The organism is Streptomyces sp. NBC_00005 (assembly GCF_045160215.1).
In the GTDB taxonomy this organism is placed as follows: Bacteria; Actinomycetota; Actinomycetes; order Streptomycetales; family Streptomycetaceae; genus Streptomyces.
Map to the genome: position 1 here is coordinate 3,323,915 of NZ_CP108316.1, position 17,878 is coordinate 3,341,792.

General features: G+C 71.5%; 14 protein-coding genes. 3 read left to right on the forward strand and 11 right to left on the reverse strand.

Annotated elements, in window-relative coordinates; translation table 11 throughout:
• Positions 1-11: 11 nt before the first annotated feature.
• The 3 genes from OG303_RS15255 to OG303_RS15265 are packed head-to-tail and all read right to left on the reverse strand — an operon-like array spanning position 12 to position 1,944.
• Positions 12-320, reverse strand: a complete 309-nt coding sequence (locus tag OG303_RS15255) for an AzlD domain-containing protein (protein WP_405868848.1) — start codon at positions 318-320, stop codon at positions 12-14.
• Positions 317-1,078, reverse strand: a complete 762-nt coding sequence (locus OG303_RS15260) for an AzlC family ABC transporter permease (protein WP_405868850.1) — start codon at positions 1,076-1,078, stop codon at positions 317-319. The genes OG303_RS15255 and OG303_RS15260 overlap by 4 nt, the downstream gene beginning before the upstream one ends.
• Positions 979-1,944 (reverse strand): AraC family transcriptional regulator, encoded by a 966-nt coding sequence (locus tag OG303_RS15265; RefSeq protein WP_405877273.1) that lies wholly within the window; start codon positions 1,942-1,944, stop codon positions 979-981. The genes OG303_RS15260 and OG303_RS15265 overlap by 100 nt, the downstream gene beginning before the upstream one ends.
• A gap of 367 nt (positions 1,945-2,311) precedes the next feature.
• Between OG303_RS15265 and OG303_RS15270 the strand changes: the two genes are divergently transcribed.
• The 3 genes from OG303_RS15270 (at position 2,312) to OG303_RS15280 (ending at position 9,156) form a co-directional block, all read left to right on the forward strand.
• Positions 2,312-7,381: an ATP-dependent helicase gene (locus tag OG303_RS15270; protein ID WP_405868852.1), complete on the forward strand. Its 5,070-nt coding sequence runs from the start codon at positions 2,312-2,314 to the stop codon at positions 7,379-7,381.
• A 141-nt stretch (positions 7,382-7,522) separates the two neighbouring features.
• Positions 7,523-8,359, forward strand: a complete 837-nt coding sequence (locus OG303_RS15275) for an Fpg/Nei family DNA glycosylase (RefSeq protein WP_405868854.1) — start codon at positions 7,523-7,525, stop codon at positions 8,357-8,359.
• A gap of 32 nt (positions 8,360-8,391) precedes the next feature.
• Entirely contained in the window at positions 8,392-9,156 is a 765-nt protein-coding gene (locus tag OG303_RS15280; protein WP_405868856.1) for an SDR family NAD(P)-dependent oxidoreductase, read from the forward strand.
• Here OG303_RS15280 and OG303_RS15285 read toward each other — a convergent pair.
• From OG303_RS15285 to OG303_RS15320, 8 genes are all read right to left on the reverse strand, one after another.
• The gene (locus tag OG303_RS15285) at positions 9,104-9,382 is read right to left on the reverse strand and encodes a hypothetical protein (RefSeq protein WP_405868858.1); all 279 of its coding nucleotides are present in this window, start codon (positions 9,380-9,382) and stop codon (positions 9,104-9,106) included. The two genes, OG303_RS15280 and OG303_RS15285, sit on opposite strands and share 53 nt — an antisense overlap.
• A 259-nt stretch (positions 9,383-9,641) precedes the next feature.
• Positions 9,642-10,016: a helix-turn-helix transcriptional regulator gene (locus tag OG303_RS15290; RefSeq protein ID WP_351359580.1), complete on the reverse strand. Its 375-nt coding sequence runs from the start codon at positions 10,014-10,016 to the stop codon at positions 9,642-9,644.
• Positions 10,017-10,125: 109 nt separating this feature from the next.
• Positions 10,126-10,671, reverse strand: coding sequence for a CinA family protein (locus OG303_RS15295; protein WP_405868860.1), 546 nt, complete (start codon positions 10,669-10,671; stop codon positions 10,126-10,128).
• Positions 10,668-11,474 (reverse strand): CDP-diacylglycerol--glycerol-3-phosphate 3-phosphatidyltransferase, encoded by an 807-nt coding sequence (gene pgsA / locus OG303_RS15300; RefSeq protein ID WP_405868862.1) that lies wholly within the window; start codon positions 11,472-11,474, stop codon positions 10,668-10,670. Before pgsA ends, OG303_RS15295 begins: the two co-directional genes overlap by 4 nt.
• On the reverse strand, positions 11,471-12,955 hold the full coding sequence (gene rimO, locus OG303_RS15305) for a 30S ribosomal protein S12 methylthiotransferase RimO (protein ID WP_405868864.1): 1,485 nt from the start codon (positions 12,953-12,955) through the stop codon (positions 11,471-11,473). The genes pgsA and rimO overlap by 4 nt, the downstream gene beginning before the upstream one ends.
• A gap of 91 nt (positions 12,956-13,046) precedes the next feature.
• Complete coding sequence (locus OG303_RS15310; RefSeq protein WP_405868866.1) at positions 13,047-13,886, reverse strand: helix-turn-helix domain-containing protein; 840 nt, start codon at positions 13,884-13,886, stop codon at positions 13,047-13,049.
• A gap of 245 nt (positions 13,887-14,131) precedes the next feature.
• Entirely contained in the window at positions 14,132-16,840 is a 2,709-nt protein-coding gene (locus OG303_RS15315) for a DNA translocase FtsK (protein WP_405868868.1), read from the reverse strand.
• Positions 16,841-16,964: 124 nt separating this feature from the next.
• Positions 16,965-17,645 carry a two-component system response regulator gene (locus OG303_RS15320; RefSeq protein ID WP_405868870.1) on the reverse strand — a complete coding sequence of 227 codons (681 nt, stop codon included), beginning with the start codon at positions 17,643-17,645 and terminating at the stop codon, positions 16,965-16,967.
• Positions 17,646-17,878 lie beyond the last annotated feature (233 nt).

The window sequence follows — 17,878 nt, forward strand, 5'->3', positions numbered from 1 at the left end:
CCCGGAGGTCGTCACCCGCCCATGGCCCGCACCCCGGCGGTCACCACCACGGCCGCCGCCACGACGAGCAGGAACGGGGCACGCAGGACCAGCGCAAGGGCGGCTGCGGCAAGCCCCGCGGCCCTCGCGTCGAGCACCAGGACATGCCCGTCGGCGAAGGCCTGCTGGGCCGTGAGCGCGGCGAGGAGGGCCACCGGCAACAGCGCGGCCAGACGCCTGACGAGCGGCTTCTCCAGGGCGCCCGCGGGTACGAGCAGTCCGCCGAGCTTGACGGCGTAGCAGCCGAGCGCGGTCGCGCCGATCGCGATCCAGGTGTTCAACGGTCTTCCTCTGGTACGTCGTTGTCGTGTGCGTCGGTACGTGACGTGCCCCTGCGGCGGCCCTCCAGGCAGAGGACGACGGGCGCCGCAAGCGCGGCCACCAGGACGGGCACTCCGGCAGGCAGTACGGGCAGCAGACCGAGCCCCAGGAGGACGGCGAGGCCTGCGACGGCGCGCTCGGTGGTGGTCTTGAGCATCGGTGCGAGCAGCGCCAGGAAGACGGCGGGCCCGGCCGCGTCGAGGCCCCATGCGTCGGTGTCCCCGATGGCCTTGGCGCCCAGCGCCCCGAGCAGCGTGGTGAGGTTCCACAGCACATACAGGGTGAGCCCGGTGACGAAGAACCCGATGCGCGTACTCCGCCGCGTGGGCTGCGCCAGCGCGACCGCGGTCGTCTCGTCGATGACCCACTGGGCGGCGAACGGCCGCACCGCGCGCGGGAGGGCCAGCAACTGGGACAGACGCAGCCCGTAGAAGGCGTTGCGCACGCCCAGGAAGAAGGCGCCCGCCGCTGCCGTGAGCGGGCTGCCCCCGGCCGCGAGCGCCCCCACCAGGGCGAACTGGGACGCGCCGGTGAACACCACGAGGCTGAGCGCACAGGTCTGCAGCACCGTGAGCCCGCTACCGACCGAGGTCACCCCGAAGGCGAAGCCGGAAAGTCCTACGGCGACGCCGACTCCGAGGGCGTCCCGGACGACGGCGGCATCAGGCTTTCCTCCACCGTCGGGCCGTATGTCTGCGCGAGCTGTCTGTTCTGCCACGCGTCGGACGGTAGGAGCAGCCGCCCTCGCGCGTCTTGTACGTTCTTGCGCTCACGCCGGTAAGCACCCGGCGGTACGCCGACGATCCGGGTGAAATGCCGGTTCAGGTGCGGCTGATCGGTGAACCCGACGGCAACCGCTGCATCCGCGGGCGTCGCACCGGCGTCCAGCAGCCGTCGTGCCTGCCGTACCCGGGCGTCCGTGAGCCAGGCGTGGGGAGGCATCCCGTAGGCGTCCCGGAACGCCCGCAGCAGCGCGAACGGACCGGTACCGAGATCGGCCGCGAGTTTCTCCAGGGTCGGCGGCTCGGCCATGCGCTCCTCGAGCACTGCACGCGCGCGTGCAGCGACCCGGGCCCCCGCCGTCCGCACCTCCCGCCGTGGCAGCGGCCCGCCGTTCAGCCTGAGCAGCCTGGTCACGGCGACCCGCAGCAGCGTGTCGGCGGCGAGCGCGTTGCCGTCCTCCGCGGCACGCAGCACCTGATGCACGAGCCCCACGGTGTACGGATCATCGAGCACCGGACTGACGAACCCCGGCGTCCCGCGGATGAGAGTGGTCTCGGCCGCGATCTCGGCCACCACCTCCGGCGCCGGATACACGGCCCCATACCGCCATCCCTCGGGCACACCGGCCCGCCCCGTGTGCGGGGTATCGGGATTGACGAGCGCGAGCGCCCCCGCCCCGGCGTACTGATCGGCACCACGGTGCCGAAAGACCTCGACCCCGTCCGCGATGGCGGCAATGACGAAGTTCTCGTGGGTATGCCGCACAAACTCCTTGCGGATGTACCGGGCGCGCAGCAGATCGACCCCGGGCAGCTCGGCGTACTGCCAGTGCCTCGCCAATTCCTTCCCGGAACCCGCCATGGCCCCCATTCTCCGCCAGGCCGCTGATCCAAAGCAGCCATAGCCCGCACCCCCACCCACCCGCAGCCGCCGACGCACGGGAGCGGGTCGCGGCGGTGCGGCGCAGCCCGCCGCCTACGTGGTCCCAGCCCCGTCCCACTCAGCCACGAGACAGATGCCCCACCAGCGGCGGGCTCGCCGCACCGCCGCGACCCCGACCCACCCCACCAGCATCCGGCGGGCCCGACCCACCGGCACCCGGCGCTCCCGACCCACCCACCGGCACCCGGCAGCCCCGGCGAAGCCCAGCGCAGCGGACCTGCAAGCGGACCCCGCAACAGAACCGCAGGTCAGAGCCATTGTCAGTGGCCGGGTGCAGGATGGACGCATGGTCAGCTCCGCACACCGGGCCCTCGACGGCTTCTCCCCCGCCACCCGCGGCTGGTTCACGGGCGCCTTCTCCGCGCCCACCGCGGCCCAGGCGGGCGCCTGGCAGGCCATCGGTGCGGGTTCGGACGTGCTGGTGGTCGCCCCCACCGGCTCCGGCAAGACCCTGGCCGCATTCCTCGCCGCCCTGGACCAGCTGGCCTCGGCACCCCCACCGGCCGACCCAAGGAAACGCTGCCGTGTCCTGTACGTGTCGCCGCTCAAGGCCCTCGCGGTCGACGTCGAGCGCAACCTCCGCAGCCCCCTGACCGGCATCCGCCAGGAATCCGTGCGCCTGGGCCTGCCCGAGCCCGAGGTGAAGGTGGGCATCCGCTCCGGCGACACCCCGCCCGCCGAGCGCCGCGCCCTGTCCACCCGCCCTCCGGACATCCTGATCACCACCCCGGAGTCCCTGTTCCTGATGCTGACGTCGGCCACACGCGACGCGCTGACCGGCATCGAGACGGTGATCCTCGACGAGGTGCACGCGGTGGCGGGCACCAAGCGCGGCGCGCATCTCGCGCTCTCCCTGGAGCGGCTGGACGAGATCCTCCCGAAGCCGGCCCGCCGCATCGGCCTCTCGGCGACGGTCCGCCCGGTCGACGAGGTCGCGCGGTACCTCTCGCCCAGCCGCAAGGTGGAGATCGTCCAGCCGAAGTCGGGCAAGGAGTTCGACCTCTCGGTCGTCGTCCCGGTCGAGGACCTGGGCGAGCTGGGCGGCTCCCCGGTCGCCGACGGGTCCGAAGGTACGGAGCGCCCGTCGATCTGGCCGCACGTCGAGGAGCGGATCACCGACCTCGTCCAGGCCCACCGGTCCACGATCGTGTTCGCCAACTCCCGCCGCCTCGCGGAGCGCCTGTGCAACAGGCTGAACGAGATCGCGTACGAGCGGGCCACGGGCGAACCCCTGGACGAGCACCACGCCCCGGCCGAGCTCATGGGCGGCTCCGGAGCGGCCCAGGGCGCGCCACCCGTCATCGCGCGTGCCCACCACGGCTCGGTCTCCAAGGAGCAGCGCGCCCTGGTGGAGGAGGACCTCAAGGCGGGCCGCCTGCCCGCCGTGGTCGCCACCTCCAGCCTCGAACTGGGCATCGACATGGGCGCAGTCGACCTCGTCGTCCAGGTCGAGTCCCCGCCCTCCGTCGCCTCCGGCCTGCAGCGCGTCGGCCGCGCGGGACACCAGGTGGGCGCGGTCTCCACCGGCGTGGTCTTCCCGAAGTACCGCGGCGACCTCGTCCAGGCCGCGGTGGTCACCGAGCGCATGCGCACCGGCTCCATCGAATCCCTGAAGGTCCCCGCCAACCCCCTGGACGTCCTGGCACAGCAGCTCGTGGCGATGACCGCCCTGGACACCTGGCAGGTCGACGACCTGCTCGCCACGGTCCGCCGCGCGGCTCCCTTCGCCGCCCTCCCGGAGTCGGCGTTCACGGCGGTCCTCGACATGCTGGCGGGCCGCTATCCGTCCGACGCGTTCGCCGAGCTGCGCCCGCGCGTGGTGTGGGACCGCGTCGCGGGCACGATCACTGGCCGCCCCGGCGCACAGCGCCTCGCCGTCACCTCCGGTGGCACCATCCCCGACCGCGGGCTCTTCGGCGTCTTCCTCGCCGGAGCCGACCCGAAGAAGGGCGGCGGCCGGGTCGGCGAGCTCGACGAGGAGATGGTCTACGAGTCCCGCGTGGGCGATGTCTTCACGCTCGGCACCAGCTCCTGGCGCATCGAGGACATCACACGCGACCGCGTCCTGGTCTCCCCCGCTCCGGGCGTACCGGGCCGGCTCCCCTTCTGGAAGGGCGACCAACTCGGCCGCCCGCTCGAACTGGGCCGCGCGGTGGGCCAGTTCCTGCGCGAGGTCGGCTCACTGCCCAAGGAGGACGCCCGCCTGCGCCTCCTCGCGGCGGGCCTGGACGCCTGGGCCGCGGACAACGTCCTGTCCTACCTGGACGAGCAGCGCGAGGCCTGCGGCCACATCCCGGACGACCGCACGATCGTCGTGGAGCGCTTCCGCGACGAGCTCGGCGACTGGCGGGTCGTCGTGCACTCCCCCTTCGGCGCCCAGGTGCACGCCCCGTGGGCGCTGGCGCTCGGCGCCAAGCTCTCCGAGCGGTACGGCATGGACGCCCAGGTCATGCACGCCGACGACGGCATCGTGCTGCGCCTCCCGGACGCCGACCTCATGAGCCTGGACCTGCTCGACCAGGAGCCCATGAAGGCGGGCACGGAGTACGACGCCGAGCAGGCACCCGTGGGCGCCGCCGACGTCGTCTTCGACAAGGGCGAGGTCGACCAGGTCGTCACCGAGCAGGTGGGCAGCTCCGCCCTGTTCGCGTCCCGCTTCCGCGAGTGCGCCGCCCGCGCGCTGCTGCTGCCGCGCCGCAACCCGGGCAAGCGCACCCCGTTGTGGCAGCAGCGCCAGCGCGCCTCTCAACTGCTCCAGGTGGCCAGCGAGTTCGGCTCGTTCCCGATCGTCCTGGAGGCGGTCCGCGAGTGCCTCCAGGACGTGTTCGACGTTCCCGGGCTGGTCGAGCTGATGGGCGACCTCGAGGCCCGCAAGGTGCGCCTGGTCGAGGTCACCACTCCCGAGCCCTCCCCCTTCGCCCGCTCCCTCCTCTTCGGATACGTCGCCCAGTTCCTCTACGAGGGAGACTCACCGCTCGCGGAGCGCCGAGCTGCCGCGCTCTCCCTGGACTCGCGACTGCTGGCCGAGCTGCTGGGCCAGGCGGAGCTGCGCGAGTTGCTGGACGCCGAGGTGCTGACGGAGCTGGAGCGGGAGCTCCAGTGGCTCACCGAGGACCGGCGCGTCAAGGATGCCGAAGGTGTTGCGGACCTCCTGCGCATGCTCGGTCCACTGACCGACGCCGACCTGGCCGAGCGCGGCGCCGAGCCGCAGTGGGCCCGGGAACTGGCCGGCGCCCGCCGCGCGATCAAGGTCCGCATCGCCGGCGCCGACCACTGGGCAGCGATCGAGGACGCGGGCCGCCTGCGCGACGCCCTCGGCACAGCCCTGCCGGTCGGCGTCCCGGAGGCCTTCACGGAACCGGTGAAGGACCCCCTCGGCGACCTCCTCGCCCGCTATGGACGCACCCACGGCCCCTTCACGTCGACCGCAGTGGCGGCCCGCTTCGGCCTCGGCGTGGCCGTCACGGAGGGAGCACTGCAGCGCCTCGCCGCGAACGGCCGTGTCGTACAAGGGGAGTTCCATCCGGCGGGCATCGGCCAGGAGTGGTGCGACGCGACCGTGCTGCGCCGCCTGCGCCGCCGCTCCCTGGCCGCCCTGCGGCACGAGCTGGAGCCGGTGGCCCCGGCCGCGCTCGCCCAGTTCCTCCCGCAGTGGCAGCACATCGGCAAGGGACACGGGCTGCGCGGTATCGACGGACTGGTGCGTGCCGTCGAGCAGTTGCAGGGCGCGTCCGTGCCCGCGTCGGCCCTGGAGAAGCTGGTCCTGCCGTCCCGCGTCGCGGGCTACACGCCCGCGATGCTCGACGAGCTCACCGCAGCCGGAGAGGTCGTCTGGGCCGGTGCAGGAGCCCTCCCCGGCAAGGACGGCTGGGTATCCCTGTACGTGGCGGACGCGGCTCCGCTGCTCCTGCCCCCGCCGCACCCTCTGGAGCTGACGGCGCTCCACCAGTCCGTCCTGGCCGCCCTCTCCGGGGGCTACGGCCTGTTCTTCCGCCAGATCACCGACCAGGTCCGCGCGACGACCCACCCCGACGTCACCGATCCCCAACTGGCCGACGCCGTCTGGGACCTGGCCTGGTCCGGACACCTCACGAACGACACGCTGGCCCCCATGCGCTCCCTGCTGGGCTCGGGCCGCACCGCGGGCTCCACGGCCCACCGCGCCAAACGCAGCGTCCCGCGCGGACGTTACGGCTCGCTGACCGCGGCCGCCCGCCCCGCCTCCCGCAGCGGCCCACCGACCGTCGCCGGCCGCTGGTCCCTCCTCCCCGCGCGCGAAGCGGACCCCACCGTGCGCGCACACGCCCTCGCCCGCACCCTCCTCGACCGGCACGGCGTGGTCACCCGGGGCGCCGTCTCCGCGGAAGGCGTAGAGGGCGGCTTCTCGGCGACGTACCGCATCCTGGCCGCCTTCGAGGAGAGCGGCCAGGCACGGCGCGGCTACGTGGTGGAGGGGCTCGGCGCGGCACAGTTCGCGATGGACGGCGCGGTGGACCGCCTGCGCGCGGTGTCGAACGCCCGCGACCGCGGCGAAGCCCTGCCGCAACCGTCCGCCGACGGCCCGCCGGGCGGCTTCCCTGCCGCACCTTTCGGCTCGCCCCACGCGTTCACCGCACCCGGGGACCACACCGCCGATGCCGACCCGCCCCATGGCCACACGCCGCACGACTCCGACGACCTCGGCAGCTTCGACTGGACCGACGGTTTCGAGTCGGCGGACGGCTCCACCCCGACCGGCGAGGGTGCCCGCCGCAACAGGCCCGAGATCGAGCTCACCGGCTTCGACGACGACTCGGGCTTCCCACCGCGCCCCACCTCACGCGACGAGTACATCTCACCTCGCGACTTCGCCACCCCCGGCGCAGGCGGCCGCCGCAACGGCCCAGGCTCCGCACCCGGCTCGTACGGCACCTACGACTCCCGAGGCTCCGCCTTCACCGGCCGCAGCCCCCGTTCCTCCCCCGACTCCCGAGCCGTCGTCCTGGCCGCCGCCGACCCCGCGAACGCGTACGGCGCGGCGCTCCCCTGGCCGGAACCCCCGACCGGCGCGGGCCACAAGCCGGGCCGGAAGGCGGGCTCCCTGGTGGTCCTCGTCGACGGCGAGCTGACGCTCTACATGGAGCGCGGGGGCAAGACCCTGCTGGCCTGGCCCGCCGACCCGGACGGCACAGCGACCGAGGACCCACGCCTGCAAGCGGCCGCCGAGTCCCTCGCCGCAGCCGCCCGAGCGGGCTCCCTCGGCACAGTCACGGTGGAGCGGGTCAACGGCGCCTCGGCCCTGACGTCCCCCATCGGCACCCTCCTGGAAGGAGCAGGCTTCATCGCCACCCCCCGGGGCCTGCGCCTACGCGCATGAATCCCACCACGCGCCACCCGCCATCCACCGCCCACCGCCCACCGGCACCGGCCCGCACCCACACCCACACCCACACCCACACCCAGTCTCACCCAAGGCCACTCCGCCCCGCTCCACCCGGCCCCGTGCCACCCTTGACCCATGCCCGAAGGAGACACGGTCTGGCAGACGGCGAGACGCCTGCACGACGCCCTCGCGGGCAAGGTGCTGACCCGCAGCGACCTCCGGGTGCCCAAGTACGCCACGGCCGACCTCACGGGCCGTACCGTCCTGGACGTCACCCCGCGCGGCAAGCACCTCCTGACCCGCATCGAGGGCGGCCTGACGCTCCACTCGCACCTGCGGATGGACGGCTCCTGGAAGGTGTTCGCGAACGGCCCGCGCTGGACCGGCGGCCCCTCCCACCAGATCCGCGTGATCCTGGGCACCGAGGACCGCACGGCTGTCGGCTACCGCCTCCCCGTCCTCGACCTCCTCCGCACCTCCGACGAACAGCGCGCAGTCGGCCATCTCGGCCCCGACCTCCTCGGCCCGGACTGGAACCCCGAGCAGGCCCTGGCCAACCTCCTGGCCGACCCCTCCCGCCCCCTCGGCGAAGCCCTCCTGGACCAGCGCAACCTCGCCGGCATCGGCAATGTCTACAAGAGCGAGCTCTGCTTCCTGCTCGGCGCCACCCCGTGGCTCCCCGTCGGTGCCCTGCCGGCCGACCGCGCGGCGAAGCTGCCCGCGCTCGCCAAGAAGCTCCTGGAGGCCAACCGCGACCGCCCGGTGCGCACCACGACGGGCCGCCGCGGCCAGGACCTGTTCGTGTACGGCCGCGCACCCCGCCCCTGCCTGCGCTGCCACACCTCCGTCCGCGTGGCCGACCAGGGCGACGGCTCCCGCGAACGCCCCACCTACTGGTGCCCGAACTGCCAGACGGGACCGGCCCCGAGCACCACCAGATTCCGCGGAACTCAACGCCGTACAACTAATTGACGATCCGTCAGAAACCCTCGTACCGTCCCTTCATGCCCGTCAAGGCGTACGAACTCACCGGACGCACCGCATTCGTCACCGGGGCCGCCGGCGGTATCGGCCGCGCCTCGGCCGTGCTGCTCGCCGAAGCGGGTGCCACGGTCCACTGCGCCGACCGCGACGCTCAGGGCCTGCACGAGACGGCGACCCTGATCAAGGACGGCGGCGGCACCGCCCGTACCCACCACCTCGACGTCACCGACCGGGGCCGGCTCAGACAGGCCGTCGAGTCCTGCGAGCGCCTGGACGTGATGGCCGCGGTCGCCGGGATCATGCACAGCAGCCCGGTCCTGGAGACCCGGGACGAGGACCTCGACCGGGTGCTGAACGTCAACTTCAAGGGAGTGCTCTACGCCTGTCAGGAGGCCGCCCGCCTGATGCTCGACCGGAAGAGCGGCGGCAGCATCATCACCATGGCCTCGGGCGCCGTCGACACCGGTCGTCCGGGCCTGCTCTGCTACGGCGCGGCCAAGGCGGCCGTCGTCCAGCTGACGAAGACGCTGGCGAACGAGGTCGGCCGGCACGGGATCCGCGTCAACGCGGTCGCGCCGGGCTGGATCCGCACGCCCATGACCGACCGCCACGAGGCCGAGGCACAGGCGCAGACCGAGGCGCTGATGGCCCGGATGTCGCCGCTTGGCCGGGTCGGCGAACCGGAGGACGTCGCCCACACCGTGCTGTACCTGGCCTCCGACGCGTCGTCCTTCACCACCGGCCAGATCCTGCGTCCCAACGGCGGGGTGGCGATGCCGTGGTAGCCCGGGCCGTCCGCCAGGCGGCGCGCCAGCGCCCCGCCCCGACGGCCCCCTCCGCCCGCGCCTTCGGCACACAGTGCACCGGCAACAGACTCAGCCCCCACCCCCCGGCGGCCACCGCCCCCTCGATCACTCCGGCACCGGGCTCGAACACAAGCCGCAGCACCGCCCACCACCACAGCACCCCGAGCCCGAGAACCGCCCCCCGGCGAACTATCGGCCATGCCATCGACGCCACCTCCAGCCCCGAAGCCAGACCGCGGCCGTCACCCACAGGAAGGGCGCACCGACGGCACACGGGCGCAACGCATCGCAGGCATCCACCATGACCGCCCCGAGCCGCACCGGCAAACGGACCCGGACCGCCGTCCAAAGAAAGCACTCCGACAACACGAAAACCCCGACCGCACCTCCCCAGTTCTCCCTGGAGAGGCCCCGGCCGGGGCCTTGCACGTGCACGTCGACTCAAGCAGCCACACGCGTGAACGTCACGCGGCGACCACGTCCACCGCTTCGGCGGGCGCCTTGATGGTCACCCGTTCCGGTGGCACTCCGGTCACCGACACAGAACCCAGCATCGGACGAACCGGCGCGGGTACAGACTCGGTGGCCGCGGCAGACCGGGCCAGCTCGGCGAGGGCGAGCTCGTCGCTCACTTCCCGCATGAGCTCGGACATCCGTACGTCCAGCGCGTCGCAGATGGCGGAGAGCAGCTCGGAGGAAGCCTCCTTCTGCCCCCGCTCCACCTCGGAGAGATAGCCGAGTGAGACTCGGGCGGACGAGGAGACTTCGCGCAGAGTACGGCCCTGGCGCTGGCGCTGCCGACGCAGCACGTCACCCAGCAGGCGACGGAGCAGAATCATCGGTGGCTCCCTCCTCGGACCGCGTAGCCGCATCCTTCACGCCCCACCGTACCGCCTCGCGCTGCGGCCGTGCGGGGAGCGATGTCGTGTTCACTCAGGGCTGCAAACATCAAAACCCCCCGTTCTGTTCCGTATCCTGTGCCAGCTCATTCCCGGTCTGTTCGCTCGCAAGCTCCTTCAGGAGCAGTGCGAGTACGCTCCGTACACTCTCCATACGAATTTCCGCGCGGTCGCCGTTCAACCGCAGGGCCTCTACTTTTCCGCCACCGGCGGAACCGGAATCCCCTGCGAAGGGGCCGTCCACGGCCACGAAAACCGTCCCGACGGGCTTCCCGTCCTGCGGTTCCGGCCCCGCGACACCGGTGGTCGCGAGGCCCCAGTCGGCGCCGAGCGCCTTGCGCACACCGACCGCCATCTGGGCCGCGACCTGCGGATCCACCGCTCCGCGCTGTGCCAGCAGAATGGCGTCGACACCCAGCAGCTCATGCTTCAGCTCGGTGGCGTACGCGGTCACCGAACCACGGAACGCCTTGGACGCCCCGGGGACGGCTGTGATTTCCGCCGCAACCAGTCCGCCGGTGAGCGACTCGGCAACCGCGAGGGTCTCGCCGTTCACTGTCAGTAGTCGCACCACGTCGGCGGCAGGGGAATTCATGCTTGCGTCTCCTCCGACGCGGCCCTGCGCTCGGCGATTCCCTGCCTGCGCAGCACAATGGCCTGTCTCACATAGTCGAGCCCGGTCGCCACGGTCAGGACGACCGCCGCCGCCATCACCCACCACCTCAGTGTGGCCAGCCAGCCCGTCAGCGCCAGGACGTACATCCCGACGGCCACGCCCTGGGTGAGCGTCTTGAGCTTGCCGCCTCGGCTGGCCGGGATGACGCCGTACCGGATGACCAGGAAACGCATCAGCGTGATCCCCAGTTCCCGGCCGAGGATGACGATGGTCACCCACCACGGCAGGTCGCCCAGCGAGGAGAGACAGATCAGCGCCGCCCCCATGATCGCCTTGTCGGCGATGGGGTCGGCGATCTTCCCGAAGTCGGTGACGAGGTCGTACGTACGCGCCAGGTGGCCGTCGAAGATGTCGGTGATCATGGCGACGGCGAAGGCCGCCCAGGCCCAGGCGCGCCAGGCGGGGTCGTACCCGCCGTCGGCCAGCATCAGGGCCACGAAGCCGGGCACGAGGACCAGCCGGAGCATGGTGAGCAGGTTGGCGATGTTCCAGACGCTGGCCTGGTTGACGGCCGCGGCCGCGATCTTCCCGCCCCGCGCCGGCTTCACGCCGCCCGACGTCACGTCGGACGCGTCACCGGAATCGGCACCGGACGCCCCGCCCGGCACCACACCTGACGCCGTGTCGGAGACCCCACCGGAGGCGCTGCCCGAGGCCGTGCTCGTGGGTGCGCCCTGCGCGCCGGAGGAGCCGTTCGCCGCCGATGCCGGTACTCCGGTCATCTGCCCGCCTCCTCACTACATGCGAGCTCCAGCGGCTCGGCCACCAGGTCGACACCTTCCGTACCGACCACCTTCGCCTCGACCATACGGCCGACGCTCAGACCTTCGCCGCTCGTGAGCAGCACCTGGCCGTCCGTCTCCGGCGCCTGGTGCGCCCCGCGGCCGTACGCGCCCTCCTCGTCGTCGACCGACTCGACGAGCACGTGCACCGTCTCGCCCACTCGCTCCTCCGCCCGCTGCGAGACGAGCTCCTCGGCCAGCCGGGAGACACGTGCCAGCCGCTCGGCCACGACGTCCTCGTCCAGCTTGTCGTCGTACGTCGCCGCCTCCGTGCCCTCCTCGTCGGAGTAGCCGAAGACGCCGATGGCGTCCAGCCGCGCGCTGTTGAGGAACCGCTCCAGCTCCGCCAGGTCGTCCGCGCTCTCGCCCGGGAAGCCCACGATGAAGTTGGAGCGCACGCCCGCCTGGGGGGCCTTGTTCCGGATCGTGTCGAGCAGCTCCAGGAAGCGGTCGGTGTCCCCGAAGCGGCGCATGGCGCGCAGCACGCCGGGGGCGGAGTGCTGGAAGGACAGGTCGAAGTACGGAGCGATCTTCGGCGTCGAGGTCAGGACGTCGATCAGCCCGGGGCGCATCTCGGCCGGCTGGAGGTAGCTGACCCGCACGCGCTCGAGGCCGTCGACCTCCGCAAGCTCCGGCAGGAGCGACTCCAGCAGGCGGATGTCGCCCAGGTCCTTGCCGTACGAGGTGTTGTTCTCGGAGACCAGCATGATCTCCTTGACGCCCTGCTCGGCCAGCCACCGCGTCTCGTTCAGTACGTCGCTCGGGCGGCGGGAGATGAAGGAGCCGCGGAACGACGGGATGGCGCAGAAGGAGCAGCGCCGGTCGCAGCCGGAGGCGAGCTTCACCGAGGCGACCGGGGCGCCGTCCAGCCGGCGGCGCAGGGGCGCACGGGGGCCGGAGGCCGGAGCGAGACCCTCCGGAAGATCGACGGGAGCCACCGGTGCGGCCGGACCGTGTCCGGGCAGGGCGACCTCGGCAGCGGACTCCTGGCGCTCCGCGGGGCTGATCGGCAGCAGCTTGCGCCGGTCGCGCGGGGTGTGGGAGGCGTGGATGCCGCCGTTCAGGATGGTCTGCAGGCGGTCGGAGATGTCCGCGTAGTCGTCGAAGCCGAGCACGCCGTCCGCCTCGGGGAGGGCTTCGGCGAGTTCCTTGCCGTACCGCTCGGCCATGCAGCCCACCGCCACGACGGCCTGGGTTCTGCTCTGGCCCTTGAGGTCGTTGGCCTCGAGGAGGGCGTCGACTGAGTCCTTCTTGGCGGCCTCGACGAAGCCACAGGTGTTGACGACGGCGACGTCCGCTTGCGCGGCGTCCTCCACGAGGTCCCAGCCGTCCGCCTCCAAGCGGCCTGCGAGCTCCTCCGAGTCCACCTCGTTACGGGCGCAGCCAAGGGTGACGAGTGCGACGGTACGGCGTTCAGGCATGCGCTCAAGACTACTTTGTCTCACTGACAGCCCACGTCGACGGGGCTGGCGATCTTCGCCAGCCCCGCGGGAACACGCATCAGGTCAGGTCCTAACCGACCTGGGGATCGCCCTTCGTATACGTGAGGCGCTCCACCGCACCCTGCTGGAAGTCGTCCTCGATCTTCTTGCCGTTGACGTAGAGCTGGATCGCGCCGGCGTCACCGAGGACGAGGTTGATCTTCTCGTTGTCCTGGAAGGTCTTGGAGTCGCCCTGCTTGAGGAGCCCGTCGAACAGGAGCCGGCCGTTGTGGTCCTTGGCCGAGATCCAGCTGCGTCCGTCGGCGGCACTGACCTGGACCGTCACCTTGTCCTGGGGCGCGGCCGCGATGGCGCTGTCCGAGGGGTCGGACTTCGGGTTGTCGGTCTTGCTGCTCTTGGGCGTGGGCGAGGCGGACTTGCTGGCGGTGGGCGTGGATCCCTCGGCGACCTGTGTGTTGGCGCCGCCGTCGTCGCCGCCCTTGAAGGCGGTGAACCCGACGAAGCCGACAACGGCGACGATGGCGGCGACCATGGCCGCGGTCCAGTTGGGCCCGCGCCGCTCGGGGCGGATGCGTTCCGCCTCGAAGAGGGGTGCTGCCGGGGTCGGGGCCGGACGGCCACCATGGTCGGCGTCGTACTGCGCGAGCAGCGGGGCCGGATCGAGGTGGACAGCCTTGGCCAGGGTCCGGATGTGGCCTCGGGCGTAGACGTCTCCGCCGCAGGGGGCGAAGTCGTCGGCCTCGATGGCGTGCACGATGGCGATGCGGACCCGGGTGGCGTTGGTGACGTCGTCGACGGTCAGCCCGGCCGCGATGCGCGCCTGCCGGAGGGCATGGCCGACGGAGAGGCGGGCTGCCTCGCGATCGTCTTCGAACGGACGCTCGTCTTCAGGGGAGTTGCCGATGGACACGGGGGCGCCTTTCGAGCGTTTAAGCCACCTGTGCTGGAGGTTCAGTCTATGGGGGGTACAAAAGGGTGGGGCAACCGGGCGGTGGGACTTTGTAGCCCATCGGAATGGCCGGACACGCCGATGGTGGGGTACGCGATTGTCGCTTCCCTCAACTTGACGTACGCCGAAGGGAAACGGTTGCTCAATGATCCCTTACGGGTGAGTCACGAACCGACATCGCTTGTGGCACCCGAGAGGGTTCAATCTCAAGCCTCCCCGCGGATCACCGCGAGCACGCCATCCAGCTCGTCAGCCTTCACAAGAACGTCACGAGCCTTCGACCCCTCGCTCGGCCCGACGATCCCCCTGGACTCCATGAGGTCCATCAGCCGCCCGGCCTTGGCGAAGCCGACACGCAGCTTGCGCTGGAGCATGGACGTCGACCCGAACTGCGTCGAGACCACCAGCTCGGCCGCCTGGCACAACAGGTCGAGGTCGTCGCCGATCTCCTCGTCGATCTCCTTCTTCTGCTTGGTGCCCACGGTGACGTCGTCCCGGAAGACGGGCGCCATCTGGTCCTTGCAGTGCTGGACGACGACGGCGACCTCCTCCTCGGTCACGAAGGCGCCCTGCATACGGGTGGGCTTGTTCTGCCCCATCGGCAGGTACAGCCCGTCGCCCTTGCCGATCAGCTTCTCGGCACCGGGCTGGTCGAGGATGACGCGGCTGTCGGCGAGCGAGGAGGTGGCGAAGGCGAGCCGCGAGGGCACGTTCGCCTTGATCAGACCGGTCACCACGTCGACCGACGGCCGCTGCGTGGCCAGCACCAGGTGGATGCCCGCCGCGCGCGCGAGCTGCGTGATGCGCACGATCGAGTCCTCGACGTCCCTCGGCGCGACCATCATCAGGTCGGCGAGCTCGTCGACGATCACCAGCAGATACGGATACGGCTGCAGCTCCCGCTCACTGCCCTCCGGCGACTTCACCTTGCCGTTGCGCACGGCCTCGTTGAAGTCGTCGATGTGGCGGTAGCCGTACGCCGCCAGGTCGTCGTACCTGAGATCCATCTCCCGTACGACCCACTGGAGCGCCTCGGCGGCCCGCTTGGGGTTGGTGATGATCGGCGTGATCAGGTGCGGGATGCCCTCGTAGGCGGTCAGCTCGACCCGCTTGGGGTCGACCAGGACCATACGGACGTCCTCGGGAGTCGCGCGGACCATGATCGACGTGATCAGGCAGTTGATGCACGACGACTTACCGGAACCGGTGGCTCCGGCCACCAGGACGTGCGGCATCTTCGCGAGGTTGGCCATCACATAGCCGCCCTCGACGTCCTTGCCGAGCGCGACCAGCATCGGGTGCTCGTCCTCGGCGGCCGCCGCCAGGCGCAGCACGTCGCCGAGGTTGACCATCTCGCGGTCGGTGTTGGGGATTTCGATGCCGACCGCGGACTTGCCGGGGATCGGGCTGATGATCCGCACGTCCGGGCTGGCGACGGCGTACGCGATGTTCTTCGTCAGCGCGGTGATCCGCTCGACCTTCACCGCGGGGCCGAGCTCGACCTCGTAGCGCGTGACCGTCGGCCCGCGCGTGAAGCCGGTGACGGCGGCGTCGACCTTGAACTCGGAGAAGACGTTCGTGAGGGAGGCGACCACCGCGTCGTTGGCGGCACTGCGCGACTTGCCGGGCCCCCCGCGCGTGAGGAGGTCGAGCGAGGGCAGCGAGTAGGTGACGTCTCCGGACAGCTGGAGCTGCTCGGCGCGCGGCGGCAGATCGTGGATCTCCTCCGGCGCGGCCTTGGTGAGGTCCATGACCTCCGCCTTGAGCTTCTCCTGCTTGGGGCGCGCCGCCGGGACCGACTTCGGAGCCGGTGCCGGCACCGGCGTGCTCTCCTCGCGATCCCCGACGCTCACCCCCTGGGTGAGGTCGGCGACGATCGGCGAGGGCGGCATCCCGTGCATGACGGCGCCGTCGAGCGCGGCAGCGGCGGCCGCGGCGACGTCCACGGCGTCCATCGGACGCGCCATGTCGGGCTGCGGCACCGCGGACCTCCGCGGACGGCCACGACGCCGGGAGAGGGCCTCCTGCTCCGCACCGTCGGGGTCGTACGCCTGCGGGGCCGGACCACGCTTGCGCGTGCGCGGGGGCAGCGCCTCGCGCCACTGGTCGTCGTACCGCTGGTCGTCCTCGTCGAGCTCGTCCTCCTCCGGGTCGTGGAGGATGCCGAGCTTCACGCCGAGCAGCCGCAGCCGCTGCGGGATGGCGTTGACCGGAGTGGCCGTGACGACGAGCAGACCGAAGATCGTCAGCAGCACGAGCAGCGGTACGGCGAGTACGTCGCCCATCGTGTACGTCAGCGGGGTCGCCGCACCCCAGCCGATGAGGCCGCCGGCGTCCCTTATCGCCTGCATGCCCTCGCTGCGGGCGGGTGCGCCGCAGGCGATGTGGACCTGGCCGAGCACGCCGATGACGAGCGCGGACAGGCCGATCACGATGCGGCCGTTGGCCTCGGGCTGCTCGGGATGCCGGATGAAACGCACGGCGATGACCGCGAGCAGTATCGGCACGAGCAGGTCGAGGCGGCCGAAGGAGCCGGTCACCAGGATCTCGACGAGGTCGCCGACGGGGCCGCGCAGATCGGCCCAGGTGCCGGCGGCGATGATCAGCGCGATGCCGAACAGCAGCAGCGCGATGCCGTCCTTGCGGTGTGCGGGGTCGAGGTTCTTGGCGCCGTTCCCTATGCCGCGGAACACGGCGCCGACGGCGTGCGCGACGCCCAACCAGAGGGCGCGCACGAGCTTGTAGATGCCGCCGGTCGGGTTCGGCGCCGGCTTCGGAGGCGGTGCCGCCTTCTTCGCGGCGGCTTTCTTGGCGGGCGCCTTCTTGGCCGGGGCCTTTTTCGCAGCGGCCTTCTTCGCCGGAGCCGCCGCCTTCTTCGCGGGCTGCTTCTTGGCAGCGGAGGGACGTGAGGCCATAGGTGTGAGGTTACCGGTGGAGACGGCAGCGGACACGTGTGCCCACTGCTTCACCCGTTCGTGTCGCCCGGGAACGGGCGCGGAACTGACGCGTCCTCATGCGCAACTGGGCCGTGCCTGAACGTCAGTTCTGCGAGGACACCGACGACGTGCTGCCGGCACCCGGCTCCAACGCGTCCAGCGCCCGCCGCAAACCCGTGAGTTTGCGTTCGAGATGAGCCGCGGTCGCGACGGCCGCCGCGTCCGCCGACTCGTCGTCGAGCTGCTTGGACAGCGCCTCGGCCTGCTCCTCGACCGCCGCGAGCCGCGCCGACAGCTCGGCGAGCAGACCGGCCGGCTCCTTGGCCTCGCCGACCGCGGCCTTGCCGCCGCCCTCCAACTGGAGCCGCAACAGCGCCGCCTGCTCCCGCAGCTGGCAGTTCTTCATGTACAGCTCGACGAAGACCGAGACCTTCGCGCGCAGCACCCACGGGTCGAACGGCTTGGAGATGTAGTCGACCGCACCCGCCGCGTACCCCCGGAAGGTGTGGTGCGGGCCGTGGTTGATCGCGGTGAGGAAGATGATCGGGATGTCCCGGGTCCGTTCTCGCCGCTTGATGTGCGCGGCCGTCTCGAAGCCGTCCATTCCCGGCATCTGGACGTCCAGCAGAATGACCGCGAAGTCGTCCGTGAGCAGTGCTTTGAGCGCTTCCTCCCCGGACGATGCCCGCACCAGCGTCTGATCGAGCGCAGAGAGGATGGCCTCCAGCGCCAGCAGATTCTCCGGCCGGTCATCGACCAGGAGGATCTTGGCCTTCTGCACCATGGCCCGCCCTCCTCGCCCCGGATGTGCACCGGGCGCCGCCCCTGGGGACGACTCCCTTTCGCCGCCCGTCCTTGTGCCGGTCATCGTAGCCGCACCCCGCCTGTCGCCACACCCTGTCACCGTGATGTCACTGTGCACGTAGCAGAAACGTAGCGGGAGACCAGAAGGTTCCCCGAATCCCGTACTTCTACACGGCATCGGCCACACTGAGTCAGCAACTCCGCGTGAACATC